Origin of the sequence: Cobetia sp. 5-25-4-2 (assembly GCF_013374075.1) — a bacterium.
GTDB lineage: Bacteria > Pseudomonadota > Gammaproteobacteria > Pseudomonadales > Halomonadaceae > Cobetia > Cobetia marina.
In genome coordinates, this window is sequence record NZ_BLWK01000001.1 from 558731 (window position 1) to 585501 (window position 26771).

26 protein-coding genes are annotated in these 26771 nt (G+C 62.9%); 16 read left to right on the forward strand and 10 right to left on the reverse strand.

Translation table 11 applies throughout. The annotated features are described in order from the left end of the window. The first annotated feature begins 22 nt into the window (after positions 1 to 22). The 6 genes from sufC (at position 23) to HXS65_RS02465 (ending at position 5784) form a co-directional block, all read left to right on the forward strand. Complete coding sequence (gene sufC, locus HXS65_RS02440; RefSeq protein ID WP_077372513.1) at positions 23 to 772, forward strand: Fe-S cluster assembly ATPase SufC; 750 nt, start codon at positions 23 to 25, stop codon at positions 770 to 772. Beyond that, the gene (sufD, locus tag HXS65_RS02445) at positions 772 to 2184 is read left to right on the forward strand and encodes a Fe-S cluster assembly protein SufD (protein WP_176493011.1); all 1413 of its coding nucleotides are present in this window, start codon (positions 772 to 774) and stop codon (positions 2182 to 2184) included. Before sufC ends, sufD begins: the two co-directional genes overlap by 1 nt. Next, complete coding sequence (locus HXS65_RS02450) at positions 2181 to 3425, forward strand: cysteine desulfurase (RefSeq protein WP_176493012.1); 1245 nt, start codon at positions 2181 to 2183, stop codon at positions 3423 to 3425. The genes sufD and HXS65_RS02450 overlap by 4 nt, the downstream gene beginning before the upstream one ends. A 165-nt stretch (positions 3426 to 3590) precedes the next feature. Next, positions 3591 to 4166, forward strand: coding sequence for a putative Fe-S cluster assembly protein SufT (gene sufT / locus HXS65_RS02455; RefSeq protein WP_077372522.1), 576 nt, complete (start codon positions 3591 to 3593; stop codon positions 4164 to 4166). Positions 4167 to 4332: 166 nt separating this feature from the next. Next, a complete protein-coding gene (locus HXS65_RS02460; protein ID WP_084209049.1) occupies positions 4333 to 4938 on the forward strand; it encodes a YceI family protein in 606 nt (201 codons plus the stop codon). Positions 4939 to 5157: 219 nt separating this feature from the next. Next, positions 5158 to 5784, forward strand: coding sequence for a vancomycin high temperature exclusion protein (locus HXS65_RS02465; protein WP_240499750.1), 627 nt, complete (start codon positions 5158 to 5160; stop codon positions 5782 to 5784). A 111-nt stretch (positions 5785 to 5895) separates the two neighbouring features. Here HXS65_RS02465 and HXS65_RS02470 read toward each other — a convergent pair whose 3' ends face one another. The 4 genes from HXS65_RS02470 to HXS65_RS02485 form a co-directional block, all read right to left on the reverse strand. Beyond that, the gene (locus HXS65_RS02470) at positions 5896 to 6354 is read right to left on the reverse strand and encodes a hypothetical protein (protein ID WP_077372529.1); all 459 of its coding nucleotides are present in this window, start codon (positions 6352 to 6354) and stop codon (positions 5896 to 5898) included. A 211-nt stretch (positions 6355 to 6565) separates the two neighbouring features. Next, positions 6566 to 7474, reverse strand: coding sequence for a 30S ribosomal protein S6--L-glutamate ligase (gene rimK, locus HXS65_RS02475; protein WP_077372532.1), 909 nt, complete (start codon positions 7472 to 7474; stop codon positions 6566 to 6568). A 151-nt stretch (positions 7475 to 7625) separates the two neighbouring features. Then, positions 7626 to 8135 carry a RimK/LysX family protein gene (locus tag HXS65_RS02480; RefSeq protein WP_176493013.1) on the reverse strand — a complete coding sequence of 170 codons (510 nt, stop codon included), beginning with the start codon at positions 8133 to 8135 and terminating at the stop codon, positions 7626 to 7628. Between the two features lie 547 nt (positions 8136 to 8682). Beyond that, the gene (locus HXS65_RS02485) at positions 8683 to 9801 is read right to left on the reverse strand and encodes a DUF3549 family protein (protein WP_176493014.1); all 1119 of its coding nucleotides are present in this window, start codon (positions 9799 to 9801) and stop codon (positions 8683 to 8685) included. A gap of 764 nt (positions 9802 to 10565) precedes the next feature. Here HXS65_RS02485 and HXS65_RS02490 point away from each other — a divergent pair. The 3 genes from HXS65_RS02490 (at position 10566) to HXS65_RS02500 (ending at position 12967) form a co-directional block, all read left to right on the forward strand. Continuing rightward, positions 10566 to 11300, forward strand: coding sequence for an amino acid ABC transporter substrate-binding protein (locus tag HXS65_RS02490; RefSeq protein ID WP_103751385.1), 735 nt, complete (start codon positions 10566 to 10568; stop codon positions 11298 to 11300). A gap of 231 nt (positions 11301 to 11531) precedes the next feature. After that, positions 11532 to 12206: an amino acid ABC transporter permease gene (locus tag HXS65_RS02495; protein ID WP_077372544.1), complete on the forward strand. Its 675-nt coding sequence runs from the start codon at positions 11532 to 11534 to the stop codon at positions 12204 to 12206. Next, on the forward strand, positions 12203 to 12967 hold the full coding sequence (locus tag HXS65_RS02500; RefSeq protein WP_077372546.1) for an amino acid ABC transporter ATP-binding protein: 765 nt from the start codon (positions 12203 to 12205) through the stop codon (positions 12965 to 12967). Before HXS65_RS02495 ends, HXS65_RS02500 begins: the two co-directional genes overlap by 4 nt. A 151-nt stretch (positions 12968 to 13118) precedes the next feature. Here HXS65_RS02500 and HXS65_RS02505 read toward each other — a convergent pair whose 3' ends face one another. Beyond that, positions 13119 to 13376 (reverse strand): late competence development ComFB family protein, encoded by a 258-nt coding sequence (locus HXS65_RS02505; RefSeq protein WP_084209043.1) that lies wholly within the window; start codon positions 13374 to 13376, stop codon positions 13119 to 13121. A 137-nt stretch (positions 13377 to 13513) separates the two neighbouring features. Continuing rightward, positions 13514 to 15502, reverse strand: a complete 1989-nt coding sequence (locus HXS65_RS02510) for a cation:proton antiporter (RefSeq protein WP_084209042.1) — start codon at positions 15500 to 15502, stop codon at positions 13514 to 13516. A 76-nt stretch (positions 15503 to 15578) separates the two neighbouring features. On the opposite strand from HXS65_RS02510, the gene HXS65_RS02515 reads away from it, so the two are divergent. Next, entirely contained in the window at positions 15579 to 15944 is a 366-nt protein-coding gene (locus HXS65_RS02515; RefSeq protein ID WP_084209041.1) for a YqcC family protein, read from the forward strand. A 28-nt stretch (positions 15945 to 15972) separates the two neighbouring features. Further along, complete coding sequence (locus HXS65_RS02520; protein ID WP_077372558.1) at positions 15973 to 16473, forward strand: gamma-glutamylcyclotransferase family protein; 501 nt, start codon at positions 15973 to 15975, stop codon at positions 16471 to 16473. Positions 16474 to 16587: 114 nt separating this feature from the next. On the opposite strand, the gene brnQ is transcribed toward HXS65_RS02520, so the two are convergent. Further along, positions 16588 to 17928 (reverse strand): branched-chain amino acid transport system II carrier protein, encoded by a 1341-nt coding sequence (gene brnQ, locus HXS65_RS02525; protein ID WP_205700456.1) that lies wholly within the window; start codon positions 17926 to 17928, stop codon positions 16588 to 16590. Between the two features lie 274 nt (positions 17929 to 18202). Next, the gene (locus HXS65_RS02530; RefSeq protein ID WP_255304392.1) at positions 18203 to 19417 is read right to left on the reverse strand and encodes a DUF1853 family protein; all 1215 of its coding nucleotides are present in this window, start codon (positions 19415 to 19417) and stop codon (positions 18203 to 18205) included. 928 nt (positions 19418 to 20345) lie between these two features. Between HXS65_RS02530 and HXS65_RS02535 the strand changes: the two genes are divergently transcribed. The 4 genes from HXS65_RS02535 to HXS65_RS02550 all read left to right on the forward strand — a co-directional run bounded on the left by HXS65_RS02535 (position 20346) and on the right by HXS65_RS02550 (position 23612). Continuing rightward, complete coding sequence (locus HXS65_RS02535) at positions 20346 to 20687, forward strand: hypothetical protein (RefSeq protein WP_084209039.1); 342 nt, start codon at positions 20346 to 20348, stop codon at positions 20685 to 20687. Between the two features lie 116 nt (positions 20688 to 20803). Further along, the gene (locus HXS65_RS02540) at positions 20804 to 21136 is read left to right on the forward strand and encodes a hypothetical protein (protein ID WP_176493015.1); all 333 of its coding nucleotides are present in this window, start codon (positions 20804 to 20806) and stop codon (positions 21134 to 21136) included. Between the two features lie 424 nt (positions 21137 to 21560). Beyond that, the gene (locus HXS65_RS02545; protein ID WP_255304393.1) at positions 21561 to 22322 is read left to right on the forward strand and encodes a haloacid dehalogenase type II; all 762 of its coding nucleotides are present in this window, start codon (positions 21561 to 21563) and stop codon (positions 22320 to 22322) included. A gap of 606 nt (positions 22323 to 22928) precedes the next feature. After that, positions 22929 to 23612, forward strand: a complete 684-nt coding sequence (locus tag HXS65_RS02550) for an alpha/beta hydrolase (RefSeq protein WP_136938164.1) — start codon at positions 22929 to 22931, stop codon at positions 23610 to 23612. Positions 23613 to 23690: 78 nt separating this feature from the next. On the opposite strand, the gene HXS65_RS02555 is transcribed toward HXS65_RS02550, so the two are convergent. Further along, positions 23691 to 24215, reverse strand: coding sequence for a DUF6314 family protein (locus tag HXS65_RS02555; RefSeq protein WP_176493016.1), 525 nt, complete (start codon positions 24213 to 24215; stop codon positions 23691 to 23693). A gap of 28 nt (positions 24216 to 24243) precedes the next feature. Between HXS65_RS02555 and HXS65_RS02560 the strand changes: the two genes are divergently transcribed. Next, on the forward strand, positions 24244 to 25131 hold the full coding sequence (locus HXS65_RS02560) for a carboxylate/amino acid/amine transporter (protein ID WP_084209035.1): 888 nt from the start codon (positions 24244 to 24246) through the stop codon (positions 25129 to 25131). On the opposite strand, the gene HXS65_RS02565 is transcribed toward HXS65_RS02560, so the two are convergent. Then, positions 25128 to 26771 (reverse strand): PLP-dependent aminotransferase family protein, encoded by a 1644-nt coding sequence (locus tag HXS65_RS02565; protein WP_176493017.1) that lies wholly within the window; start codon positions 26769 to 26771, stop codon positions 25128 to 25130. The two genes, HXS65_RS02560 and HXS65_RS02565, sit on opposite strands and share 4 nt — an antisense overlap.

Genomic DNA, 26771 nt, shown 5'->3' on the forward strand with positions numbered 1-26771 from the left:
CCTGTCAGCCAAAGGTATCATCATGCTCGTAGTCAAAGATCTGCACGTCTCGGTGGAAGGCAAGGAAATCCTCAAGGGGCTCGACCTGACCATCAACAAGGGTGAAGTCCACGCCATCATGGGGCCGAACGGTGCGGGCAAGTCCACGCTGTCCTCCGTGATCGCCGGCAAGGACGGTTATGAAGTGACCTCGGGCACCATCACCTATGAAGGCGAGGACGTGCTGGAGATGGAAGTCGAGGAGCGCGCGCGTGCCGGCCTGCTGCTGGGCTTCCAGTACCCGGTGGAGATCCCGGGGGTCAAGAATGTCTACCTGCTCAAGGCGGCGCTGAACGCCAAGCGTGAAGCCGAAGGCCTGGGCGAGATTCCGGCCCCGGAATTCATGAAGCTGATCCGCGAGAAGCTTGCCTTCATGCAGATGGATGCCAGCTTCCTGCAGCGTGCCGTCAACGAAGGCTTCTCCGGTGGCGAGAAGAAGCGCAACGAGATCCTGCAGATGCTGGTGCTGGAACCGAAGCTCGCCATGCTCGACGAGATCGACTCCGGTCTCGACATCGATGCGTTGAAGATCGTCGCCAAGGGCGTCAATTCCCTTCGCAACGAGAACCGTGCCGTACTGATGGTCACGCACTACCAGCGTCTGCTCGAGCACATCGTGCCGGACCACATCCACGTGCTGATGGATGGTCGCATCGTCAAGTCCGGCGACAAGTCGCTGGCCCTCGAACTCGAAGCCCAGGGCTATGACTGGCTGCAGGAGGAAACCGCGTAATGACAGCACTTGCTACCGCGTCCGTCCCCGGCAGCGAAGCCTTCGCCAGCGAATTCGCCGCGCGCAAGGCTCGCTTCGCGGCTGACCCGAGCTGGATGGCGGCGCGCCGTCAGGCCGGCATCGCCCGCTTTGAAGCGCTGGGTCTGCCGACTCGCAAGGTCGAGGCCTGGAAGTACACCGACACCCAGGCGCTGGGTCGCCAGCAATACCGTCTCGCCGACGATGCCCATCTCTCGGCGGCGGTGAAGGACGAGCTGGCGCTCGCCGTCGATGCTTACCGCCTGGTGTTCGTCGATGGTCTCTACAACGCCGAGCTCTCCGATGTCGCGGGCCTGCCGGACACCGTGCGTGTCGTGCCGCTGTCCCAGGCCATCATCGATCAGCCGGAAGTGATCGGCGGCTCGCTGAATCGCCTGACCGGCATCGACTTCACGCCCTTCGTGGCGCTGAACTCCGCCTTCACTGAAGAGGGTGCGGTGATTCAGGTCGGCCCGCGGACGGTGCTCGACAAGCCGGTCTATGCGCTGTTCCTGTCGCGCGCCGCCGTCGAAGGCGAGCCCGTGACCATGAGCCATCCGCGCCTGTTGGTGCAGCTGGGCAGCCGTGCCGAAGCCAGCGTGATCGAGCATCACATCGGCGAGACCGGCGCGACCAACTTCACCAACATGGTCAGCGAAGTGATGCTGGAGCGCGGCGCCGTGCTCAATCACTACAAGCTGGGTGAGGCCGCCACCGGCGAGACGCATATCGCCTCACTGCAGGTCGAGCAGCCGCGTGACAGCCAGTACCGCTCCATCAACCTGAATACCGGTGGTGGTCTGGTACGCAACGACATCGTCTGCGATCTCAACGGCAGCAATGCCCATGCACGCCTCGATGGCCTGTTCTTCGGTCGTGATCGTCAGCACGTGGATACCCACTCGCTGGTCAATCACAACGAGGCTCTGACCTTCTCGGATGAGAACTACAAGGGCATCCTGGCCGACCGCGCACGTGGCGTCTTCAATGGGCGCGTACTGGTCAAGCGTGACAGTCAGAAGATCGAGGCGCATCAGAACAACGCCAACCTGCTGCTGTCGGACCGCGCCGAGATCAATACCAAGCCGGAACTCGAGATCTATGCCGACGACGTCAAGTGCTCCCACGGCACCACGACCGGCCAGCTCGACGAGACGGCTGTCTTCGCACTGCGTGCGCGTGGCATCGATGAGCAGACGGCACGCGGCCTGCTGACCCTGGCCTTCGCCAATGAGGTCATGTCCGGTCTGGGCATCGACGCCATCGCCGAGCGTATCGAGCGCAGCGTCGCGGGTCGCCTGCCGTCACGCTTCCACCTAGATGAGCTGGTGGATCTGAGTGTCGAGCTGGGCGGTGGGGCAGTGGCGGTGGCGCGTGATGAGGACTTCGCATGAGCGCACTCGACAATCTGATGCTCGATGTCGTGCGGGTCCGCGAGGATTTCCCGATCCTCGAGCGTCGCGTGCATGGTGACGTGCCGCTGATCTATCTCGACAGCGCCGCCACCAGCCAGACGCCGACTGCCGTCATCGACGCGATGAGCGATTATTACCGCAACACCAATGCCAATATCCACCGTGGCCTGCACAGCCTGGCGGACGAGGCGACGGCCGCTTACGAAGGGACGCGCGAGAAGGTACGTGCCTTCATCAATGCGCGCCTGACGCGTGAAGTCATCTTCACGCGCGGCACCACCGAGGCGATCAACCTGGTCGCCAACAGCTGGGGGGCCAACTGGCTGAATGCCGGTGATGAAGTGCTGATCTCGGTGATGGAGCATCACGCCAACATCGTGCCCTGGCAGATGCTGGCGGAACGCCTGGATATCGTCATCAAGGTGATTCCGTGTGACGACGATGGCGTGCTCGACATGGCGGCCTACCGTGACCTGCTGGGCGAGAAGACGCGCCTGGTCTGCGTCAATCAGGTCTCCAACGCCCTGGGCAGCATCAACCCGGTGGCCGAGATGGCCAGGTTGGCGCATGCTCACGACGCGCTGATTCTGGTCGATGGCGCCCAGGCGGTGCCGCATCAGCAGGTCGATGTACGCGAGATCGACGCCGACTTCTATGTCTTCTCGGGCCACAAGATGTATGGCCCGACCGGCATCGGCGTGCTCTACGGCAAGGAAGCGCTGCTCGATGCCATGCCACCGTGGCAGGGCGGCGGCGAGATGATCCGCACGGTCTCGTTCGAGAACGGCACCCTGTTCGCGGATCTGCCGCACAAGTTCGAGGCTGGCACGCCGCCCATCGCCGAGGTCATCGGGCTGGGCAAGGCCATCGACTGGCTGGACTGCACCCACATGGCGCTGATCACGCGCTGGGAGCAGCAGCTGATGCGCCATGCCACCGAGCGCATGCGCGAAGTGGACGGGCTGCGCATCATCGGCAACTCGCCCGAGAAGGCCGGCGCGATCTCCTTCGTGGTCGACGGTGCCCACGCCCAGGACATCGGTCTGCTGATCGATCAGCTGGGGGTCGCCATCCGGACCGGTCATCACTGCGCTCAGCCGGTGCTGCGACGTTTCGGTGTCGATGCCACCTGTCGCACCTCCTTCGCGGCCTACAATACGCCGGAGGAGATCGACCTGTTCGTCGAGGCTCTGCAGCGCGTGCTGACCATGGTGCGCTGAGCATCCCCTGCGGTGGCCCTGACGGGCGCTGATCAATGAGGCTCGCGCATGGCGAGCCTCATTGCTATCGGCGCTTGCCAGGGGATGTTGTGACCCGCACATCCTGAGTGAACCCACAGTATTCTTGATCCGCATGGCTGTCATGCGGTTCGGCAAGGAGAGGGCATGAGCCACACTGAAGACCAGCTGGCCAGCCTCGGCAAGGGCCAGAAGATGCCGTTGCAGCGTGACGTGGAAGGTATCTCGGTACCCTTCGGCAAGTCGGTGACCCTGCATGAGGACTCGGTGGTCGAAGTCATGCAGGCCAAGGGCGGCACCGTCAGCGTGGCGTACGAGGGCCGCATGTACCTGATCGAGAGCTTCAGCCTCGATGCACTGGGACTGGACGCCGTGCCGCGCCCGCATCTGCCGGCCGGGCAGAGCGACGCCGAGATAGAGGCCTTCGTCTGGGCGCAGCTGCGCACCTGTTTCGACCCCGAGATCCCGGTGGACATCGTCGAGCTCGGGCTGGTCTATGGCTGTCGTATCGACACCCTGATCAGCGGCGAGAAGATGGTCAATCTGAAGATGACGCTGACGGCGCCGGGCTGCGGCATGGGCAACGTGATCGCCGAGGATGCCAAGCGCAAGATCCTGGGCGCGGAGGATGTCTCCAAGGTTCACGTCGAGATCGTGTTCTCGCCCCCCTGGTCGCGGGAGATGATGAGTGAAGAGGCGCGCCTGGAACTTGGCATGTTCTGACGCTGCGTGTCGCTCGGGCGCAATCGCGCAACGGGCGGCACGGCCGTCTTGACGGAACCTCTCGCGCCAACCGCTTTCCAAGCCGTGCCAAGGACTGCACCATGGCGCCGTCGTTGCGTCATGTGGCGTCGAAGATCGTGATTCTCTGCCAGCAAGGAATATCCCAATGCGCTACCCGACAGCCTTACGTGTCCTGACCGCCAGCCTGATCATGAGTACTGCCGTCAGTGCACAGGCGTCATGGACACTGGACAGCGATGCCTCGCAACTGAATTTCCAGTCCACCAAGATGAGCAAGAACGGTGCCAGCACCGTCGAGCAGCACGCCTTCGATTCCTGGCGTGCTCGCGTCAATGATGCGGGCCAGTTGTCGGTCGAGATTGACCTGGACTCCGCCGATACCGGTATCGAGATCCGTGATCAGCGTGTCAGCGAGAAACTCTTTGAGGCCGGTGACTATCCCCTGGCCGTGCTGACCGCGTCACTGGACATGCCGACGCTCAAGGTCATGGAGCCGGGCGATACCCAGCATGTCAGCCTGGAAGGGCAGCTGACGCTGCATGACAGTACCCAGACCCTGCCGGTGAGCCTGCAGGTGACACGTCTGCAGGGGGAGCGCTGGCTGGTGCAGACGGACGCGCCGGTGATGGTCGATGCCAGCCAGTTCTCGCTGGTGGATGGCATCCGTACCCTGCGTGACCTGGCGGGACTGGGCAACATCGCGACCCAGGTGCCGGTCAGCGTCAAGGCGATCATGACGCAGGAAGAGTGAGCCGACAGGCGTCTGCCCTGACCCCGTGGCCCTCGAGCCTGCAGGCGTCATCCCGCTGGTGTCGTGTGCATGGCTTGGGTAGGCTGGGCGCTCATGCTTGCATGATGCAGTGAATGGCGATATTCGGTAGTGACAGGCAAGGATGGGTGCGGGGAGCAGATGCGACGAGTGATCAAGCGGGCCGTGATGGCCATGATTGGCCTGTTGGTCGTGAGCCTGATGATAGTGGTCGGGCTCAATCTCTGGGTCGTGATGTCGACCCGTGATCGCATCGCGTCTTCCCCGCTGACCTGCGAAAGCCGTGAAGTGGGAATCGTCTTCGGGACCTCCCATGGCCTGGTGGGCGGAGGACGCAACCCGCACTATCAGGCTCGTCTCGACACCGCAGCCCAGCTCTACCGGCTGCATCGAGTGAGCAACCTGCTGCTGTCAGGGGACAATCGTACGCGTTATTACAATGAGCCGATGACCATGTGGCGTGACCTGCGTGATCGCAATGTGCCACAGCAGTTCATGACGCTGGATTACGCCGGATTCTCGACCTTCGATACGCTGGTGCGTGCGCACAAGGTCTTCGGTGTCGATCAGGCGGTGCTGGTCACGCAGCCCTGGCATCTGCCACGGGCACTGTTCATCGCTGACGTGCTGGGGTTGGATGCCGTCGGCTGTCCGGCGGTTTCCGAGCGTCGGCCTGCGGGGCTGCGGCTGATGCTGCGCGAATGGCTGGCGCGTGCCGCCACGGTGGGGGATCTTTACCTGTGGGGCCGCAAGCCGCGTTTCCTGGGGCCGGCGGAGCGACTGCCGACACCGGTATTGCCCGCCGTACCGGCCGTGTCAGGCAGTTGACGACAGCGGCTCAGCGTACCGGCCGGCCAACACGAAAAGCCCCCGTCTTCCGATAGGAAGCGGGGGCTTTTCGTGTCTGCTCGAGGCTTTTTCCGCTGAGCGGGCCCGAGATCAGCCGGCGCGGCGGCGTGCCGCGATGCCGGTCTGGTGACGATAGAGCTCGCGAATCAATTGGCGGCAGTTGTGGAAGCACGCTTCCAGCACCTTCTCCATGCTGTCCGGGAGAGGATGCGTGAAGGCCGTCGAGCAGGCCTGCATCAGCACGCGCTCCTGTTCGAGCAGTTCGTTGATCAGAACCTGATTGTCGTTGCTGACGATGCTCTTCAGGCGACTCCACAGCCACATGTAGTCATCACGCTCGACATCAGCGTCTCGCGGCATCAGGCTCAGATGCTTGCGCGTCTCGACTTCCAGCGCCTGCTTGAGCTCCACGCGCCGGGCATAGAAGGGTTCAAAGGCCTTCAGCAGCCCGGGACGCAGCCGTTCGGCGTTGTCCTCGAAATAATCAAGACTGTCTGCCAGGGCTTCCTGGACGCTATCCATCGCCACCTGGCGATTGTCGAGAAACATGGGCGGTCACCTCCTCCGTCAGGAGAGATTGTGCGGGTGAAAACAGTGTTTTTCTACCCCTGATGTGCAGAAAGTCCTGATATTTCTTCCCGTAGCGTCAATCCACTCATTTTACGACAGTTCGATGACGTTATCGTGACGTCCGACAGTGTCACGGCTGTCCGTGATCAGCGTCATGTCTCCCAGAATGCTCTGGCAAGCCGGCGGCATCTCACCCCTTGGGCTTGGGCGGGATCTTCCTGGCGGGTGCGGCGGACTTGGCGATGTGGTCGATGATCATCCCCGCGATGTCCTTGCCGGTTGCCGTTTCAATACCCTGCAGACCCGGTGAGGAGTTCACTTCCATGATCACCGGACCATGGTTGGCGCGCAGCAGGTCGACACCGGCGACGGCCAGGCCCATGGCCTTGGCGGCGCGGATGGCGGTGGAGCGCTCTTCCGGCGTGATGCGAATCTCGCTCGCGGTGCCGCCACGATGCAGGTTGGAGCGGAACTCGCCATCAGCCGCCTGACGTTTCATGGAGGCCACCACCTTGTCACCCACCACCAGGCAGCGGATGTCGGCGCCGCGCGCTTCCTTGATGTATTCCTGCACCATGATGTTGGCTTTCATGCCCATGAAGGCCTGGATCACGCTCTCGGCGGCCTGATTGGTCTCGGCGAGCACCACGCCGATGCCCTGGGTGCCTTCCAGCAGCTTGATGACCAGCGGCGCGCCCTTGACCATGGTGATCAGGTCGGGGATGTCATCGGGGGAGTGAGCGAAGCCGGTGACCGGCAGGCCCAGTCCCTTGCGCGACAGCAGCTGCAGCGAGCGCAGCTTGTCACGCGAGCGCGCGATGGCCACGGAGTCGTTGACCACGTAGGTACCCATCATCTCGAACTGGCGCAGTACCGCACAGCCATAGAAGGTGACGGAGGCGCCGATGCGCGGCACCACGGCGTCGAAATGCTCGATCTCGGCACCCTTGTAATGGATGGAGGGGCGGTGCGAGGCGATGTTCATGTAGCAGCGCAGCGTGTCCACGACGCGTGCGGTATGCCCGCGGGCTTCGGCTGCCTCGATCAGGCGGCGAGTGGAGTAGAGGCGGGAATTGCGCGACAGGATACCGATATGCATGAAATCCTCCAGAGCCGAAAGGGCCGTCAGGAATGAGAAGGTGGCGAAAGGATGAAAGAGGTGCGTCAGGAGGCGTCTTGCGCGAGCGCCGCGAAGGCGGCGTGCCCGTTCGAGTCATGCCGGGGGCGAGTCTTGCGCAATGTGAAGGTCGTCAGGGCTCGCCATGCAGATAGGCGGCACCCGGTGCCACCAGCAGGCGACGCAGTGCACGGCGCCCCAGCAGGATGGGGTGGCGCATCTGGGAGCGATCGACCAGTGTCATGTCGATGTCGTAGTCGAGCCCGGCGAGCTGCATGCGGGAGCGAATCACGTAGCGCCACTGTGCCTGACCGTTGGAAGACCTGACCCGACGCCGGTCGTGGACCCGTGTCTCGACATCATGGGGCGGAGAATCACTGCCGCCACTGCGCGTGATGAAGCGTACCCACAGGTCTTCATCCTTCTCGAAGACCTCGATGTTCTCTGCGTGCAGTGCGCTCGAGTGCGCGCCAGTGTCGATCTTGGCGTTGAGGTGCAGATGCAGCTCCGGCAGCTCGATCAGTTCACGCCGCCCGACGACGGCTCGCGGCCGAAAGCCGAGCAGATCGTGGTTCAGGGATCTGAGATCCAGAGGCGGTGCCTTGTAAGCGTGATGACGAGCAGGGGTCTTGGAATGCGGCATGTTTCATCCTGAATCAGAGGGCATGACCTGGCCTGGAGGTCGGGTCACGGCATGCAAGGCACCGTGGTGATCGCAATGGCGCGTGGCAGACAGCGGGATTGCGACCAGACGGGCGCGCAGCATAGTCACTTACCGTATCAGCAGCAATCCTTGTTGGCATATCTTTGGCTGCGAGCAGCGCCGCTCCCGTGCCTGGCGCCTTGCAGAGCGCTTTCACCGGGCAGTTCTCGCGCACGATGATCAGGCCTCTCCCAAGTGTCGTGGGTTATGCGCATGATCTCAAGGACTGTGATGCTCACCTGTCGCTTGCGCTGGCGACCACCGGGCAAGGTGCTGGGCCTAGAGCTAGGCATAGGGCTGGGCCTGGGGCCGAACGAGGTACGTGGCGCAGTGCCGGGCACGAGCCGAGAGGAGAGATTGGCCAGGACGGGCCGGCAGGGGATTGGCCATCAGGACCGGCGAGGGCGGCGGGTCCTGATGGCAGGGCTGGCTCAGAGGCTCAGTAATTCAGAGGCTCAGTAATTCAGAGGCTCAGTAATTCAGAGGCTCAGTGGCGTTGCGTCGGCGCCACCGTCCGGCCGGTGAGCGACGCCAGGGCGAGCCCCAGGGCGCTGTCGGGTTCGGCGTTGCGCAGCGTCATCAGTACCGGCAGACGCAGACGCGGAATCAGCGCCAGATCACGGGCGAGAGCCTGGAAGCTGGCCTGCGGGCAGTTGGCCAGTCGCACGAGGAAGGTCGGCAGGCGCTCGGCATCTTCCAGATGGGCATAACCGCGTGCGGCGATCGCGACCAGCACATCCACGCTGGCGGCGCTCTCGTCCGCCAATAGCATATCCAGCCATTCGGCGGCCGCTGGCAGGGGGCTGGCAGCCGCTGCACGCAGGCAGGCGCACAAGGTTTCCAGGTCTCCCAGCTCCCGTGCCGTCTGACCGCGGCGAATCAGACTGTCGAGCAGCTCCGCCTCCAGACTGTCCGTCAGCGGACTGGCCAGCTGCGGATGGGCCGGGGGAGCCTGCTCCAGGCATAGGGCGAGCGCGCGCAGCGGCGTGTCGGGAAGATAGCCGATCCGTTCGATCATCGCCTCGGCAAGTTCATTGGTGAACTCACCGCGACGCGTCAGCCCATCGGCGATGCCCTGCAGGCCAACGCTGGGCCAGTCATCAAGGGGCAGTTGCGCGGCGAGATAGCGTTCCGCCTGTTCATAGTACTGGCTGGCAGGGCGATCACAGTCGATGCTGGCGCGGGCATGCAGCATGGCGCGCAGGCTGTCATCTGGAGTGAAGGCCAGGGGATTGTCCTGCATCAGGTTGTCGATCTTGCCTGCCTCGGCCTGCAACAGGTCAGAACGACCGACGCTCAGTGCCGTCTGGCCGAGTGTGGTCAGCAGGCGTTCGAGGAATGCATCTCGTTGCGGCGGAGAAAGCCGGCCTTCTTCATCCAGCGGCAGGGCCAGAAACCACACCAGTGGATCGTCGATGCCGGCGGGTCGGAAGACGCACGCCAGCCGGGCCTGTCCCTTGAAAGGTTGCGACCACGGCTGTTGCTGGGTCTCGAAGGCTTCCAGCTCTTCAAGGCTCAAGGGGGACAGGATGCGCCCCAGGTGATAGAGGTGCACGTCAGCGCCGGTGCGCTGGAAGAAGTTGCTCAGGGAGGAGAGTGGAGTCATGAGGCTCACCGCTGCGGTTGGGCTCCCCGGACGCAGTGCGCGTCCGGGACGACCTGAGATTGGGCGTGATATCGGCAAGGATACGCCATGAATGGCTGAGACTTTAGCGATTCGCCTCTTGGCATGCCACCCGCGAAGGCTGTCGCGCATTGTCGCAACACCTTGATTGCAGAAGGATTGCCGGCTATGGGGTCTTTGGGAGACGTCCTGGTGACTCGCTGATGAAAATTTGATCAATTTTCTCCTGCCCAGGTCTGGCGCGGCTTGCAGCGAGGAAGCACAAGGTTATCCACAGTATCGTCCACGGAAGACGTGAATAACTGTCATCCTGATGACCTCAGCCTGTCATCGTTAGCCGCTACCCGGTGGCGTGCTCTTGAGAGGGCACACTCAATCCGAGTGGCAGCGGTCGTTGCGCCCGCCGGGACGCCTCGGCGCATGGCTGGTCAGCAGGGGCAGGCATGCTAGAATCTCATCATTGCTCGCGCATGTAGCGTTATTCCTTTTCGTTCTTACCAAAGTGGAGGAAATGTTTGGGAATGCGCGACAGGCTCGTTATTCTATAAAACTAAATCACATATAAATGCTGTCGCTTATGCCTGATTCGTTGCTGTCATGTGCTCGCTGCGTGTGGGACGGTGGATGACGTCTGCACTTCGACACATGCCCTGCCCGCATAAGTCTGCCACCATCGAGGATTTCCGATGCGCCATTCACGTTCACTTGCTGCCGTCTTCTCTGCCACTGCTCTCAAGGGCACCGTGATGGCGGCGGCATTGGGGGCTGCTGCCATGGGCAGCCTGGCCGCTCACGCCGACACCCTGAAGGTCGGCATGTCCGGAGGCTACTTCCCGTTCACCTTCGTCAAGCAGGACAAGCTGCAGGGCTTTGAGGTGGATGTCCTGAATGCCGTGGGCGAGATCACCGGCGACGATGTCGAATTCGTCACCATGAGCTTCTCCGGTCTGATCGGTGCACTGGAAGCGGGTCGTATCGATACCGTGGCCAACCAGATCACCATCACCGATGCGCGCAAGGCCAAGTTTGCCTTCACCCAGCCGTACGTCTATGACGGGGCGCAAGTGGTCAAGCGTCGTGGCAATGACGAGATCACCGGCGTCGAGTCCCTCAAGGGGCACAGCGTGGCGGTCAATCTGGGGTCCAACTACGAAGCGCTGATGAAGGAGCTGCCGTACGCCGACCAGATCGACATCAAGACCTATGAATCCAACATCGAGCAGGACACCGCCCTGGGCCGTGTCGATGCCTTCGTGATGGACCGCGTCAGCGCAAGCCAGGTGATCCAGAAGACACCGTTGCCGCTGGAGCTGGCAGGCACGCCGTTCTCACGTCTCGAGAACGCGCTGCCGTTCCGCAAGGATGCCGAGGGTGAAGCCAAGCGTGACGCGGTGGATGCCGCGCTGACCGAGCTCAAGGAAAATGGTCGTCTGGCCGAGATTTCCAACAAGTGGTTCGGCAATGACATCACCACGCCTTGAACATTGACGGGCGCGCCCTGATACAGGGGGCACCCGTGGACGAGCCTGACGCATGACGGTGTGTCACGTGCAGGCGCGTCAATCGATGTCGTGAGCAAACGGGGTGACGGCACAACCGTCACCCCGTTGCCGTGATGATGCTCCACGTGTCGCCGGGTTATTGCCGTCATCACGTCGATGGGCGTCTTCCGTGAGACTCTCAGCCAAGCCCTCAGCCTGTCCGGATAACGAATGGATACTCTCAATATCGATTACATGCTTGGCCTGCTGCCGGTCATGCTCAAATACCTGCCACTGACACTCAAGATGGCCTGTATCGGCATGGTGGCCGCGCTGGTACTGGCCTCGCTGTTGGCGGTAGTGCGGGTGCTGAAGGTGCCGGTGCTCAACGCGCTGACCGTGGTGTTCATCTCCTTCTTCCGCGGTACGCCGCTGCTGGTGCAGCTGTTCCTGTTCTACTACGGCCTGCCGCAGGTGATGTCGTTCCTCACCCAGATCGATGGCGTGACCGCGACGATTCTGGGCCTGACGCTGCACTTCTCTGCCTACATGGCCGAGTCGATCCGTGCGGCCATCGTCGGCGTCGATCGCAGCCAGACCGAGGCGGCGCTGTCCATCGGCATGACCAATGTCCAGTTGATGCGTCGCATCGTGCTGCCACAGGCAGCCCGTGTGGCGGCTCCCACGCTGATGAACTACTTCGTGGACATGATCAAGTCCACGTCGCTGGCCTTCACGCTGGGGGTGACCGAACTGATGGGCGCGACCCAGAAGGAAGCGGCCAGCAGCTTCCTGTACTTTGAATCCTTCATCATGGTGGCCATCGTCTACTGGGTGATGGTGGAAGGGCTGTCCTTCGTGCAGCGCTGGATGGAGAAACGTCTCAACAAGGCCTATCAGCGATGATTGCAGTCAGAAATCTGATCAAGAAATTCGGCGGGCAGGCCGTACTCGATGGCATCACGCTGGAAGTGAAGCAGGGCGAGATCATCGTCGTCATCGGCCCGTCGGGTACCGGCAAGTCCACCTTGCTGCGTTGCATCAACTTCCTGGAACAACCCGATGACGGGGAAATCCAGATCGGCGAGCACAAGGTCGCGGCCACACGCGCCAGTCGCCATGACATTCTTGCCCTGCGTCGCAACAGTGCCTTCGTGTTCCAGAACTATGCGCTGTTCGCCAACAAGACGGCGCTTGAGAACATTGCCGAGGGCCTGATCGTCGTCAATGGCTGGCCCAAGGCCAAGGCGCATCAACGCGCCCGCGAGATTCTCGAGCGCATCGGCATGAGCGAGAAGGCGGATGCCTTCCCGGCGGCGCTTTCCGGTGGACAGCAGCAGCGAATCGGCATCGGGCGTGCCATGGCGGCCCAGGCCGAGGTCATCCTGTTTGATGAGCCGACCTCGGCGCTCGACCCGGAATGGGTCGACGAAGTGCTGGAGCTGATGAAGCAGCTGGCGGTGGAGCGTCAGACCATGATCGTGGTCACCCACGAGATGCAGTTTGCGCGGGAAGTCGCTGACCGCGTCATCTTCATGGAAGGCGGGCGTATCGTCGAGCAGGGGCCACCGAGTCAGCTGTTCAGCGCGCCGAAGGATGACCGCACCCGCGCCTTCCTGCGCAAGGTGCTCGATGAAGTCCCGCCGCAGGGAGCGGCAGGTATCTGAGCGGCTGCCATCTCAAGGGCAACCCTCATCACGACGGCCCACCTGCCTGCGCAGGTGGGCCGTCGTGATGAGGGTTGCCGTGATTGATGGCGAGCATCGTGATTGCCCGGGCGCATCCCCGCGATGCGCCCGGGGCAGAAGAGGGCGGCGACTAGCTGCGTCGCGGCATGCTGTGCACCCTGGCCACCGCATCATCAAGAGCCAGGGCCACACGCTCTTCCAGCAGCTCCTGTTCGGCAGGGGTCATGTAGAAGGCCATGTCCACATCATGACGGATGTAGCGCGGTGCCAGCTGATTGAGCGCGATGCAGGCGACATCCTCGCGGCTGTCGCCATCCATGCCGCTGGCCGTGGCATGCAGGCGTATGCCATCGAACACCAGCTGCTCCATGTAATTGTGGACGCCCATCGACTGTGGGCTCCCCTGGGTCGAGCAAGACGTTGCGTGCTGTCCGTGCATGATGAGTCTCCCTTGTGACGTGACGAAGGCGGTCATTGCCTGCTGTCGAAAGGCCGGTCTCCTGTGCCCGTCCGACGGGCAGAGCCTCAGCCCGACAACAGACGCGCTTCTGCCTCTTCAATATGATCAGCCAGCCCGGACAATACCAGCGTATCGCCACACGCGAGACGAAGATCACCCGTGGGCTCCTCGATGCAGTCCCCGTTGGCGCGCACGATGCGGGAGATCAGGATACCGCTGCGCTCCGGCAGGGAGATCTCGTCCAGTCGGCGCTCACAGGCCCAGGTACTCTCGGTCAGGGTCACAGGATGGCGTCTCAGCAGCGGGTTGCCACGCTTGTCGGTCAGCTGGGACTGCTGGCCGTGGAAGTAGCCATGCAGCAGACTGTAGCGGGCCTCGCGGGCCTTCTGGATCGAACGCGCCACACGGCGAAATGGCACCTCGAGATTGACCAGCACATGCGAGACCAGCATCAATGAGCCTTCCAGTACCTCCGGGATCACCTCGGTCGCGCCGGCGGCCTTGTAGGTGTCCAGGTCGGCATCATCCTGGGTGCGCACCAGCACCTTGAGCTCGGGGAGCTGCAGCGGCTGGATGGCATGCAGGATGGCCAGTGCATGCGGCAGCTGGTTGACGGTGATCACCACCTGGCGGGCGCGCTCGATGCCCAGTGCGCGCAGAATGTCCTGACGCTGGGCATCACCGAAGACCACCGGTTCACCCGCGCTGGCGGCTTCATGCACGCGGATGGGGTCGGCATCGATGGCGATCCACTGGAGCTTCTCCTGGGTCAGGAAGCGCCCGACCGTCTGACCGACACGCCCGAAGCCGCACACGATGACGTGGTCGTGCAGCGGGGCCGTGGCCTCGCTCAACTGCGCCGTGGTGTGCGGATTTTCCTGGGTGGGGGTATGTGAGCGGCAGGCACGTTGCGACAGATGCTGGTTGTGACGAATGAGCGAGGGCGTGACGACCAGCGAGCCGATGATGATCGCCACCACCAGTCCCACGGTATCGGTGTCCATCAGCTGTTGTTGACTGGCCAGTGCCAGCAGGGCAAACCCGAACTCTCCGCCCTGTGACAGCACCAGGCCGGTGCGCATGGCCGAATCCAGTGGTCGTCCGGAGAGTCTGGCAAGCCCCGTGATCAACAGTGCCTTGGTGGTCAGCAGGCAGATCACGCCGATCACCACCCAGTACCATTGTGCCAGCAGGACATGCGGGTCGAGCAGCATGCCGACCGAGACGAAGAACAGGCCCAGCAGGATGTCCCGGAACGGGCGAATGTCCGCCTCAATCTGATGCCGGTAATGGCTTTCACCGAGCATCATGCCCGCCAGGAAGGCGCCGAGCGCCATCGAAAGGTGCAGGCTATGGGTCAGCCAGGCCGAGAACAGGGCCACCAGCAACACGGTGAGCACGAACAGCTCTTCCGAGCGTGAGCGCGCGACTTCCTGAAAGACCAGTGGCAGCACCCATTTGCCGATGGCCATCATCACCACCACCAGGCCGATGCCCTTGGCCAGCATCACGCCCAGATCGCTGAGCAGCTGGCTGCCATCTCCCGCCATGGCCGGAATCAGGATCAGGAACAGCAGGGCGGCAAGGTCCTGAAACAGCAACACTCCCACCGCGGCATGGCCGTGGGGGCTGTCCAGCTCGTTCCAGCGCGCCAGCTCCCGCGTCACGATGGCCGTGGAAGAAAGTCCCAGTGCGCCGGCCGCGACCAGCGCCGCGGCAGGGGTCAGCCCCAGTGCGCAGCCCAGCGCCCAGAAGAGTCCGCTGCAGACCACCACCTGGGAGGCTCCCAGTCCGAAGACGGTGGTCTTGAGGGCTCGCATGCGGGGCATCGAGAATTCCAATCCCAGCGAGAACAACAGAAAGACCAGGCCGAACTCCGACAGAAAGGCCAGCTCTTCCGGACGGCCTATCCAGCCTGCCAGATGCGGGCCGACCAGAAAGCCCACCGCCAGATAGGCCAGTACCGGTGGCAGGTGCAGGCGTCGGAACAGCGCCGCCGCGACCACCGAGGCCCCCAGCAGGATCATCACGTCATTGAACAGGCTATCTGCCATCTGGCCCTCCTGGCCTTCCAAGCGTATGAACGGGATAATACCGTGAACGCATCATGCATGAATTGACGGAGGTGTCATGAACCCGACCGAAATACCCCAGGACGGCGAACTCGCCGGCAACGCGCATGACGAATTGCGTGACCTGCTGGCACGCCTGGAAGCGACGATGAAAGCGGCGGATCTGTGGCGCATGGAGACACCGACCCCAGAGGCCTTCATGAGCGTGGAGCCCTTCTGCGTGGACCGCATGGACATGGGGCAGTGGCTGCGTTTTGTGTTCATCGCGCGTCTCGAGGCACTGTGTGACGCACGTGGCAGCTTCCCGGTGAAGTGTGACGTGGCGCCTGCCATCGAGGCCTGGTTGAAGGATGCGCGTCCGGAGCGCCGCGTGGCGATGACGGAAGTCGTGCGCGAGATCGATACGCTGATCACCGACAACTGAGTCGTCGCGGTTCACACGGGAGACGGGTATGCCGTACTACTTCGCCTACGGAAGCAACATGAATCCGGCGCGTGTCGCGGCACGCATCGGTGACACGCGTCGTGCCCTGCATGGCTGGCTGGAGGAGCATCGGCTGAGTTTCGACAAGGCGTCGCGTGTTCCGGGGATCGCACATGCCAATGTGCAACCGGCGCGGGGTGAGCGTGTCGAAGGGGTGCTCTACGAGCTGCGCGACCCTGAGCAGATCACCCTGATGGACCCCTACGAGGGGCGCCCACATGAATATGAGCGCTTTCGTCATGCCATCGTGACACGTGACGGTGTCATCGAGGCCTGGGTGTACATCGCCTTGCCGGAGCGCACCGGTCAGGGACTCAAGCCGGCCCGTGAGTATCTCGAGCACCTGCTGGGCGGGCGTGACTTCCTGACCCCGGACTATTTCACGGCATTGGCAGACGTGGAAGCGGTGCACTCGCTGGATGATGACACGCTCGCACGGCTGGGGCTGTCACGCAGCACGCCGCGCTGAGACGCCAGAGACGACAGCCGTGACGAAAAAAGCCCGCCCCTCATCACGAGGGGCGGGCTTTTTCATGGCAACGCCCTGGCAACATCATGCCACCAGGGGAGGGCCGAGGGGCGCTCAGCGTTGCTCGGTCAGTACCGGGTCCAGATTCGTCTGGTCACGACGGCTGGTCAGCATGCCGATGATCAGGCCCGCCAGTGCAGGTGCCAGCCAGCCCAGATTCATGGAGGCCAGCGGCAGCAGCGGCTCGATTCGGTGCGAGATGGCCATCAGGGAATCGATGCCACTGGCTTCGAAGCCATCGAGCAGGCTGACCAGCAGGGTCAGGCCCAGGCTCCAGCCGAATACGCGTGGCGCATCATGCAGGCGCGGGCGCAGGTAGGAGAGCAGCGTCAGCACGAGTACCAGCGGATAGAGCGTGACCAGCACCGGAATCGAGACGCTGATCAGGGTCGAGAGGCCCAGGTTGGCGATCAACGCCGAGGCCACGGCCATCACGATCACCAGCAGACGGTAGGGCACGCTCGGCAGCAAGCGATGGAAGAACTCGCCGCAGGAAGTCAGCAGGCCCACCGCGGTGGTCAGACACGCCAGAGTGATGACCAGCGCCAGGATCAGCTTGCCGGCATCCCCGAACAAGGCCTCGACGTAGACCGGAATCAGTTCGCCCTTGGCGGCTTCCGTCACCAGAGCATGGCTGGTGGCGCCCATGTAGGTCAGCGGCAGATAGACGGCGGCCAGACAGATCGCGGCGATCGCGCCGGCCCACAGGGTGTAGCGCGTCACGTCAGCGGTGGCGGTGATGCCACGCGCCTTGATCGCGGAGACGATCAGAATGCCGAACACCATCGAGGCCAGCGCATCCATGGTCAGGTAGCCCTGCTGGAAGCCGGTCATGAAGGGCGCTTCGGCCCACTCGGGGCTCACCGGGCCCAGCGGCCCCTGCGGGTCGATGATGGTGAACAGCGCGATCAGTGCCAGCAGCGCGATCAACAGCGGGGTCAGCCACTTGCCGACCACGTCCATCAGCTTGCCGGGGCTCAGGGCGATCAGGGTGGCAATGCCGAAGAACACCACCGAGTGCAATGCCAGGCCTGACTCGGGCGTCATGTCGATGAACGGACGCATGCCCATCTCGAAGGCGACGGTACCGGTACGCGGGATGGCGAACATTGGCCCGATGGACAGGTAGATGGCGACGCCGAAGGCCGCTGCCGCCCACTTGGGCAGCGGGGAGGTGATCTTGTCGAGCCCGCCGCCGATCACGGCGACCGCGACGATTCCGGCCAGCGGCATGCCGACACCGGTGGTTAGAAAGCCCAGTGCCGCCGGCCAGAACTCGGCCCCTGCGCCCTGACCTACCTGAGGCGGGAAGATGATGTTGCCAGCGCCAAGGAAGAGCGCAAATGTCATGAAGCCCAGCGCCACGATATCGAGGCTGGAAAGTCGTGTTTTCAAGATGACGTCCTACGGATTCAGCGGATGCGTTGCGGCAGCAGGATGTCGGAGTCGACACGCTGCCGGGAAGCCGTTGGCCAGCGACAGGGGTGAGGTCACCAGCAGACTCGGGCTCGCGGGGTAGTGCGAAGCCCGCGTCTCATGGCGAGAAACAGGCCAACCTGTGAGTCGCCTGAATCTGACGCGGCGCATTATCGTTGATTTCACGCATCAAGACAAAGTGAGTACTCCCTCCCGAGCAGTCCGCTTGCCGGCCTGATCGCGACGTGAGTCGTCAGGTGGGGGAAGCCGGGGGCAGCGGGATGAAGTGAGGCCATCCATCCGGCACCACGAATACCCGCCATTGAGAGGGGGTGTCGTGTCGCGAGTCCAAGGGCCGGTGCGGCGCGCGTTCCAGCCATAGCTGACGCGGATGCTGGGGCGGCGCCTGCCGGGGAGTGCCCGTTGGCGGGTTCGCTTCCCCGTCAGAGGGCGCGAAATAGTCCTCGAGCCAGAGTTGCAGCTCGCGCCACCCGGTCAGTGATTGCGCAGGGGGAGGGGCCAGCCAGGCGGGCTTTTCCCTGAGACAGCCCAGCAGCGGCGCGGTATCCATCGCGGTACTGTCGAGGCTCTGGCAGAAGGCGGCAAACTGGCTCACGGGGACCCACCAGCCAGCCTGCGTCGCGCTTGAAGGATGGCAGTGACGCGGTGGCGGCAGCTGCTCATCGGCAGGTGTCTCCGGCTGCCAGGGGCGAAACAGACCGCCGGGCATGGCCAGGCATTGGCCCGCGAGCCACCCGGGGGCCGAGTCTCCCGTCGCCTCGGCGGCGTCGCACACGGGTAGACCAAGCGCCTGACGAATCGTCTGTTGCCCCCGCTCGCTGAGCGCCAGTGGCAGCTGGTGCGCAAGACTGCGTCGCGTCTTGATGGCGAGACTGTCGGCACCGCCCGGGCCGATCCAGCGCTCCAGGCCATCCGCCGGACCCGGACCTTGTGGCAATCCCAGATAGAACTTGATCGCGACTTCCAGGTGGGTGGGGGTCGTGTCGCCTGCTGCTAGGTACAGCATGTCCAGCTCGCCCAGCGTGATCTTGCCTTCCATGATCCTGAGATTGTGGGCCAACAGTCGGCTGCCCGGGGCGTGGGCCAGCACGAACCGCCACAGCAGCTCGTGATAGAGACCGAGCCGATGGTGGCGACGCTCATCCACCGCGGATTCCAGTGCCTCGGGGGTCTGCTCAAGCTCGCTCAGCCAGCGATGGCGAGCGATGACGTCGCCCAGTCCCAACGCCTCGAGAGCCGGGCGCTGATAAGGGCGCAGTGTCAGCAGGTCCGGGGCACTCAACAGCCAGGCGATATCCCTGACGCGCGGATGCGTATAGCGCTCGCATTCGCCACGCAGGGTCTGCCCGGCAGTCTTCGGCCAGCGGGTGGGAGGGGCCTGAAAAGGCGCATCATTGTCAGGAATCGGTGGCGGGTTGGGCATGTCGCCAGTGTAACGCTCACTCACCCACGCGGCCATTCGTGCCAGAGGGACCCGCGACCTCTGCTGACGGCGTTGGCGAGGGCATCGTCTTTGAGGATTGATTCCTCATGAGAACCAACCCGTGATGGTCAGGCCGGTACTCCACGCGCTGCACGTCTCTCGGCGTGTTCAACAAAGAATGTACGCAACATGCAGACAAGATGCAGGCAATGTGCGCGTGTCTCTTGAGGTCTGAATGCCCCCTTGTCACCTGACCAGGACGGAGCCGTCATCTGACGAGCGCGCCCAGGCAGCGTGCTTGAGCCAGGGCCCCCGGCGATGGTGGAAGCGACCTTCGGCGTACTCGGTGGGTGAGGAACAATTCGGGCGACCGGGGTGAACAATCCTCTGCTCTGCAAGGGAGTTATCCGGCTTCCTGTCGCTGGCCGACAGAAAAATAAACGCATTATTTCTCTTTCTACTGCATCCAGTCTCAAGGCCTTGGCGTATGTCTCATCAGAACATGACGACACACTTCACCGCTGGCGACATGTTTTCCCGAGGGGAGTCTCGAGACAGGGATTTCTCTCGAACACCGAAGGATTCTGCCAGGGCAAGGCGTCAGTCAGATGGCTGACTCGGCACGGAATCAGGAAGTTTCTGCACCATTATAGTTATACAAGAGTTGTTCATGACTCTGACGTGAATTGTCGATCTCGAGGGGCGCGCGGAAGATGCTGGCCCCGGAATCGACAGCCTACCGCGAGTTTGTTGCTCAAGGCGAAACAGTGAGCTTCCAATGGCACGGCTAGTTAGAAAGCGGAATAAAGATTAGTCTGTTAATAATCGAAGCGAAGCACGACCCACAGCCAATGGAGGACGGAGCCCGGACAGGGGCTACTCGCCAGATCCTTCACTCGCTGACAACGACTTCACGCGGAATCATCCGCTACCCAGGACCAGGAGATAGACCATGAAGAACACCACACTGAAGACATTGATCGCCGCCGCCGTCATCGCCACTGCCAGCACGTCCGCCCTTGCCGCTGATGACAGCCCTGCCGCTCTGCGCGTCCAGAATGCGCTGAACAGCCAGCAGATCATCGGCCAGTCCCAGCCGGCAGCCACCAGCCAGCAGAGCTTCGCGGAGACTGGAATGAGCGTTGCCGCCGGACGTGTCGAGCAATCACTCAATGCCGAGCACATTCGTGGCCAGCAGACCGCTGCCGTATCCCGGGCCAATGACACCGTTTCCGAGCAGGGCAAGAGTGTCGCAGCCAGCCGAGTCCAGCAGAGCATCAGCGACAACGCCTGAGCCGACGCAACGCTGAGTCGTCAACGGGTCGCAAGACACGGCCTCTCGGCGCGTCGCTCTCAAGCACTCTGTCTTTCCCTACCTCTTTCGTCAGTGTCATTTCCAGGAGTCACATCATGAAGACCTTCAATGCCCTCATCGCCGCCGCCGTTCTCTCCGTCACCACCGCAGGCGTTGCCAACGCTGATAGCGTTGCCGACCAGCAGATTCGCGCCACCATCAGCGAATCCGTGATCCACGGTCAGGCCCAGCAGGCAGCGACTCAGCCGCTGCACTTCAACGACGCCGGCAAGAGTGTTGCGGCCAGTCGTGTCGAGCAGGCGCTGAACAACCAGAGCGTCAATGGTCAGCAGGCGCAGATCACTCGTGATTCCCGCCAGTACGTCAATGATGCCGGCAAGAGCGTTTCCGCTACCCGCGTCCAGCATGCCCTGAGCGAAAGCGTCTGAGGACAGGGGATCGCATTGGTGGATGGTCTTGGCTACCGCCACCGGGTGGGTCGTCTCTGCGCATGGTATGTGCTGGATGTCGACAAGGTGTTAGAGGATTTTCTTGAGTCTTCGTGAGGCATTCTTGCCAAAATTTACGCCGGTTGGATGCTGATATCTGCGATGTATCATTGGACAGATTTGAGACGATTTCTGGGGCGCAAGGCGTGATAGGCGCTCGAGAATGACAAACCAGTCAGCCCTCGCAAGGAAGGATGATTCATCTGGATAATTGCAGATATTTTCCGCGTTTTTCGTGAAGATTCATCGCCAGTTCATGGTGAGAGTGTCATGATGATTTACGGTGATTAAACGTTGTTGATTGCCGAGCGGCATGCCGGAAATGTCGAGGCCGGATGCCATGATATCGATCAAGTGGAGACGCATGATGGTGCGCGGAAAACTCAAGAAGGTGGCAGGTTCAGTGTTGTTGGGTATCGGCCTGATGTCGGGGAATGCGATGGCGGATGATGTCGTCAATAAGCCCAAGGTGCTCATCTTCGATGTCAATGAAACGCTGTTGGACCTGACCTCGATGCGCAGTTCGGTCGGTGAGGCACTGGGGGGAAGAGAAGACCTGCTGCCCCTGTGGTTCTCGACCATGCTGCATTACTCCCTGGTGTCTACCGTGACCCGGGACTATCACGACTTCGGGCAGATCGGTGTCGCCTCGTTGCTGGTGGTCGCGCAGAACAACGGTGTCGAACTGACGGATGAGCAGGCGAAGAAGGCCATCATCACACCGTTGCTGACACTCCCGCCTCACCCTGATGTCAAGGAAGGTCTGGCCAGGCTCAAGGCCGAAGGCTACAAGATCGTCAGTCTGACCAACTCGTCCAACAAGGGCGTCAAGGCCCAGTTCGAGAACGCGGGACTGCTGCCGTATTTTGATGCTCGCTACAGCATTGAAGATATCCAGATCTACAAGCCGGACCTGCGTTCCTATGAGTGGGTGCTGGACAAGCTCGATGTCGAACCTGAAGAAGCCATGATGGTCGCTGCACATGGTTGGGATGTCGCGGGTGCCAAGGAAGCGGGCTTGCAGACCACCTTCATCGCCCGCCCGGGCAAGGCACTCTTCCCGCTGTCAAAGGCGCCGGATCATGTCGTGAAGGATGTGAACGAACTGGCCGACATTCTGGAGTAATTTCCTTGATTGGCGGGGGCTATCGAGATCCTGTCACCCTGAAGTCCGCGGTATCGGTGGGGCTGGCGAATCTCCTTTGACAGAAATCATATCCTGTCAATCGGGAGGCTGCCGGTCCCATCGCCTGGCAGATTCATCGTGAATACTCCGCAAGTATTCTGGCGATATTGTCGAGATTTCGTGATGGTGGTTCGCTGTCATGCGCTGTATTTCGTTGATGTTGATCGATGGTGCGTGATGATGGAATGGCGCGCTGACAGGTCGCATCGAGGTGGCGTGACAGTCCCCAGGCGATCTCGAGAAGGATGTTCGTCAGAAAGACCCAGAGTGCTTGAGAAAGCCCCCCGCAGGCACGGTTTCTCAAGCGCTTTCCTGTCCTGGGTGTCGCTGTCCCGACATTCATTGCCCGCCCGATTGGCGGGTTTTTTTATGTCTCGCGTCCAGAGGCAGTGTCATGGTGAGGGCGCGCCAGAAGAGGGGGAGCGCAGGCCGAGCAGGCGTGCTGCATCGCGCGGTCGGGGTCTGAGCGAGGGGAGCGCAGGTGGCAGAAACCAATGTCAATGGTAGGCTGGGCGGCATTCCCCTTTTCCAGACAGGAGCGCAGAGATGAACGACGCATCACCCCAGCATGGCCACCGTAGTCCGCAGATCATCGAGCCTCAGGGCCAGGCGGATGCCTGTGTCATCTGGTTGCATGGGCTGGGGGCGGACGGCAGTGATTTCGTGCCCGTGGTGCCGGCGCTGGGATTGCCGGCTGATCACGGCGTGCGTTTCGTATTCCCGCACGCGCGTGAGCTGGCCGTGACCGTCAATGGCGGCATGCGCATGCCGGCCTGGTACGACATTCTCGAGATGAATCTTGGGCGGCGTGTCGATGAAGTGCAGCTGCGCGAGTCCGCGGCTTACGTGCATGCCTTGATCGAGGAGCAGGTCGCGCAGGGGATCGCCAGTGAGCGCATCCTGCTGGCAGGCTTTTCTCAAGGCGGTGCCGTGGTCTACGAGGCGGCGTTGAGCTGTGAGCGGCCGTTGGGTGGGTTGCTGGCGCTCTCCACCTATTTCGCCACCAGCGCGACCATCACGCCGTCAACCGCCAATCAGGGGCTGGCCATCAGTGTCCATCACGGCACCCAGGATGACATCGTGCCGCTGGCACTGGGGGAGGCTGGCGCCGAGAGTGCTCGCGCCCTCGGGCATCCGCTTGAATGGCACACCTGGCCGATGGCGCACGCCGTGTGTCTCGAGGAGATCGAGGCGATCGGCGAATGGTTCACGGCACGCCTGCTGGCCTGATCGGCCGCCAGTCCCACAACGCCGCTGACGGAGTGATTCGTCAGCGGCGTTTTCATGTGCCGGCAGCGCGGGTCACGTTCAGCAGCGATAGCGATAGGCGAGATGTTCATCCTTGCGCGGGCCGGTGATGCGCCAGTCGAGGTCGAAGCCGCAGGGCTTGTCATCCGTATCGCGCACGATGACGAGGGTGGCGGAATAGAGGTCATCGATGCACAGATGTGCCTCGCGGCTGATGAAGTGGTCACCATCGCCTGCGGGAGCCTCGATCAGGTCGAACAGGAAGACCGCCGCATCGCGGCCGCGGCGCTCATGGCTCAGTGACAGGGCCGTGCCGTCGGGGCTCAGTCGCCAGCGATAGCGATTGCTGAACGTGACACTGCTGGCCTGGCCCTCCAGTCGGAACTGCCCCTGTTCATTGAAGAGGATGTCCCATGAGTCTTCCGCCCCAGTCCTGCCGGCCCCATCAGGCATCTCCTTCTCGAGGCGCACTTCACCGCTGCCATGGCCGGACCAGGCGTTGCGTGAGGCAGGCCCTGAGCGTGACGAAAATTCCAGGTGGCGTATCTGCTCAAGCAGCGCGTGGAGGGTTACAATGCCTGTCAACTTTCTCTGCCTAACGGGTTTACTCGTCATGTCCTACCTGATCGGTGTCACGGCCCTGTGGGCCTTCTCGTTTTCCCTGATCGGCGTCTACCTGTCCGGTCAGGTCGATAGCTATCTGGCCGTGCTGACACGCATCGTGCTGGCCAGCCTGATCTTTGCTCCCTTTCTGCGCCCACGGGCGATCAGTGGCCGCATCCGCTGGCAGCTGATGGCCATCGGTGCGGTGCAGCTGGGGCTGATGTACATCTTCTTCTACCGCTCCTTCCTGCTGTTGCCCGTCCCGGAAGTGCTGCTGTTCACGATCTTCACGCCCATCTACATCACCCTCCTGGATGACATGATGAAACGTCGGCTGTCGCCATTCTACCTGCTCACGGCGATGGTGGCGGTCATCGGTGCGGCGATCATTCGCTACGACGGGGTCACCGAGGGCTTCTGGCTCGGCTTTGCCGTCGTTCAGGGGGCCAATCTGTGCTTTGCCATCGGCCAGGTCGCCTATCGTCATCTCTCGCCCCAGCTGCCTGAAGGTGTCGCGCACCGTCATGTGTTCGGCTGGTTCTATCTTGGCGCCCTGGCGCTGGTGGTCGTGATGTTCCTGCTGTTCGGCAATACCGACAAGCTGCCTTCGCAGCCGGTGCACTTCGTGGTGCTGGGCTGGTTGGGCATCGTGGCGTCCGGGATGGGCTACTTCCTGTGGAACAAGGGAGCGACGCGCGTCGATGCCGGTACCCTGGCGATCATGAACAATGCGCTGGTACCGGCGGGACTGCTGGTCAATCTGCTGATCTGGAATCGCGACGCGGACCTACCGCGTCTCGCGCTGGGCGGGGCGGTCATCGTGCTGGCGCTGTTGATCAATCAGTTCTGGGCGCGCCAGCGTGAGCAGCGCGCGCGTGAGGCGCAGAGCGTTCGCTAGGCATCGGCTCCGTGCAGCGCGTTGCGCAGGGTCGTGGTCAATCGTGCGAGGGTCTCATCGTCCTGCAGCTGGGCCGCATTGAGGCGCAGGCCGGGGCTGACCGCCTTGAACAGGTAGCCGGGCAGAGTGGCGATGCCAGCCTCGAGCAGCTCGCGGTGCAGGCGGGAAAGGGCCGCGCCATCGAGTCCCGGCAGGCCGCACCACTGCAGATAGCCACCACTGACACCGGGCAGCCAGACGCCATCGCCGAGAGCAGAGGCAAGCGTCTCGCGCAGCAGTTGCAGGCGCTTCGCGTAGCAGCGGCGCATGCGGTGGACATGGCGCCCGTAATCGCCGCTGGCGATCAGCTCCGCGAGGGCGGCGTGCATCCATGGCATGTCGCCCATGCCATCGGCCCAGCGTGCGCGAATCAGCCCCTGCATGCCCAGCTCGGCGTCAGGTGCCACGCTTTCGGACCGTGGGAGCCACACCCAGCCACAGCGTGCTCGCGGGTCGAGCGTCTTGGACAGCGAGCCCACCGTGATCACGCCGGGTGCCTGTTCCGGTGACATTGTCTGTCCCAGTGGCGTTGTCTGCGCCGGTGACGGTGCCTGACGCTGATGGAGGTCCATCAGCCAGGGCAGGCGGGTGTCGAAGCTCAGTTCCGCGAAGGTGGCATTCTCGATGATCTGTACCCCGTGGCGTTGGGCCAGCTTGAGCAGGCGATCTCGATCCGTCAGGCTCAGCTGGCCACCCAGCGGGTTGTGGCAATCCGGTGAGACGATCAGCGCGTCGAGGGCGGCCTTGCCGTGTCGGTGCCCGGCCGTGGGCGGCATCTCTGGCCGCGTCTTGCCTGCACACGTCTGCCGCCTGTCCATCTGCCTTGCCTCTCCTTCCTCCAGCAGTCTGGCCAATGCCTCGATATCCAGTCCGCTTCCGGCATGTGTCGGCAGGGCAATGGCTTCGTGACCATTGGCTTCCACCGCCGCAAGCACACCGAAATAGCCGGGGGCCTCGATGCCGATGCGACAGCGTCCCCGGCTTGCGCGCCATTGTCGGAGAATCAGCGACATGCCTTGCTGAGCCCCCTGACACAGCAACAGGGTGTCACCGTGACAGTGATGGCCATGGTGGCTGAGGTGAGAGGCAATGGCCTCGCGCAGGGCGGGGGAGCCCGGGGGCAGCGCGTAGGCGCTGGGGGATTCGGCGTGATGCTTGAGCTTCTGGCGCACCAGCCGATAGAGGCGCCGCACGGCGGGCGCATCCAGCTCGGGATGCGCCGCGCCCAGCGGAGCCAGCGCCGGGTCGCTGGCATGTGCCATGGCCTGCCAGGCCGGGTCATCGATGGCCAGTGACGGAGTGGCAAGAGGGGTGCAGCGTGACGGGGCGGCATCGTGATCGCGGCTGGCGGAAGAGGGAGGCGCCGCTGCGGCCGCGACCTGAAATCCCCGGCGCGGGACAGCCACGAGGAAGCCGGCGGATTCCAGCTCGCCATAGGCGCGGATCACGCTGTTGAGTCCCAGCCCTGACAGGGCCGCCTGGCGGCGCAATGAGGGCAGCCGTTGTCCGGGGACGAGTTGCCCCGTGGCCATCTCGGCTTTCAAGCGCGTCGCCAGCTGTTGGTAGCGCGGCGTTGATGGAAGGTCTTGAGTGCCACTCAT

What these genes read in the sequence shown, in the direction of transcription:
- sufC (WP_077372513.1), top strand. Translation starts at nt 23, where the DNA reads ATGCTCGTAGTCAAAGATCTGCACGTCTCGGTGGAAGGCAAGGAAATC.
- sufD (WP_176493011.1), top strand. Translation starts at nt 772, where the DNA reads ATGACAGCACTTGCTACCGCGTCCGTCCCCGGCAGCGAAGCCTTCGCC.
- HXS65_RS02450 (WP_176493012.1), top strand. Translation starts at nt 2,181, where the DNA reads ATGAGCGCACTCGACAATCTGATGCTCGATGTCGTGCGGGTCCGCGAG.
- sufT (WP_077372522.1), top strand. Translation starts at nt 3,591, where the DNA reads ATGAGCCACACTGAAGACCAGCTGGCCAGCCTCGGCAAGGGCCAGAAG.
- HXS65_RS02460 (WP_084209049.1), top strand. Translation starts at nt 4,333, where the DNA reads ATGCGCTACCCGACAGCCTTACGTGTCCTGACCGCCAGCCTGATCATG.
- HXS65_RS02465 (WP_240499750.1), top strand. Translation starts at nt 5,158, where the DNA reads ATGATAGTGGTCGGGCTCAATCTCTGGGTCGTGATGTCGACCCGTGAT.
- HXS65_RS02470 (WP_077372529.1), bottom strand. Translation starts at nt 6,354, where the DNA reads ATGTTTCTCGACAATCGCCAGGTGGCGATGGATAGCGTCCAGGAAGCC.
- rimK (WP_077372532.1), bottom strand. Translation starts at nt 7,474, where the DNA reads ATGCATATCGGTATCCTGTCGCGCAATTCCCGCCTCTACTCCACTCGC.
- HXS65_RS02480 (WP_176493013.1), bottom strand. Translation starts at nt 8,135, where the DNA reads ATGCCGCATTCCAAGACCCCTGCTCGTCATCACGCTTACAAGGCACCG.
- HXS65_RS02485 (WP_176493014.1), bottom strand. Translation starts at nt 9,801, where the DNA reads ATGACTCCACTCTCCTCCCTGAGCAACTTCTTCCAGCGCACCGGCGCT.
- HXS65_RS02490 (WP_103751385.1), top strand. Translation starts at nt 10,566, where the DNA reads ATGGCGGCGGCATTGGGGGCTGCTGCCATGGGCAGCCTGGCCGCTCAC.
- HXS65_RS02495 (WP_077372544.1), top strand. Translation starts at nt 11,532, where the DNA reads ATGGATACTCTCAATATCGATTACATGCTTGGCCTGCTGCCGGTCATG.
- HXS65_RS02500 (WP_077372546.1), top strand. Translation starts at nt 12,203, where the DNA reads ATGATTGCAGTCAGAAATCTGATCAAGAAATTCGGCGGGCAGGCCGTA.
- HXS65_RS02505 (WP_084209043.1), bottom strand. Translation starts at nt 13,376, where the DNA reads ATGGGCGTCCACAATTACATGGAGCAGCTGGTGTTCGATGGCATACGC.
- HXS65_RS02510 (WP_084209042.1), bottom strand. Translation starts at nt 15,502, where the DNA reads ATGGCAGATAGCCTGTTCAATGACGTGATGATCCTGCTGGGGGCCTCG.
- HXS65_RS02515 (WP_084209041.1), top strand. Translation starts at nt 15,579, where the DNA reads ATGAACCCGACCGAAATACCCCAGGACGGCGAACTCGCCGGCAACGCG.
- HXS65_RS02520 (WP_077372558.1), top strand. Translation starts at nt 15,973, where the DNA reads ATGCCGTACTACTTCGCCTACGGAAGCAACATGAATCCGGCGCGTGTC.
- HXS65_RS02535 (WP_084209039.1), top strand. Translation starts at nt 20,346, where the DNA reads ATGAAGAACACCACACTGAAGACATTGATCGCCGCCGCCGTCATCGCC.
- HXS65_RS02540 (WP_176493015.1), top strand. Translation starts at nt 20,804, where the DNA reads ATGAAGACCTTCAATGCCCTCATCGCCGCCGCCGTTCTCTCCGTCACC.
- HXS65_RS02545 (WP_255304393.1), top strand. Translation starts at nt 21,561, where the DNA reads ATGATGGTGCGCGGAAAACTCAAGAAGGTGGCAGGTTCAGTGTTGTTG.
- HXS65_RS02550 (WP_136938164.1), top strand. Translation starts at nt 22,929, where the DNA reads ATGAACGACGCATCACCCCAGCATGGCCACCGTAGTCCGCAGATCATC.
- HXS65_RS02560 (WP_084209035.1), top strand. Translation starts at nt 24,244, where the DNA reads ATGTCCTACCTGATCGGTGTCACGGCCCTGTGGGCCTTCTCGTTTTCC.
- HXS65_RS02565 (WP_176493017.1), bottom strand. Translation starts at nt 26,771, where the DNA reads ATGAGTGGCACTCAAGACCTTCCATCAACGCCGCGCTACCAACAGCTG.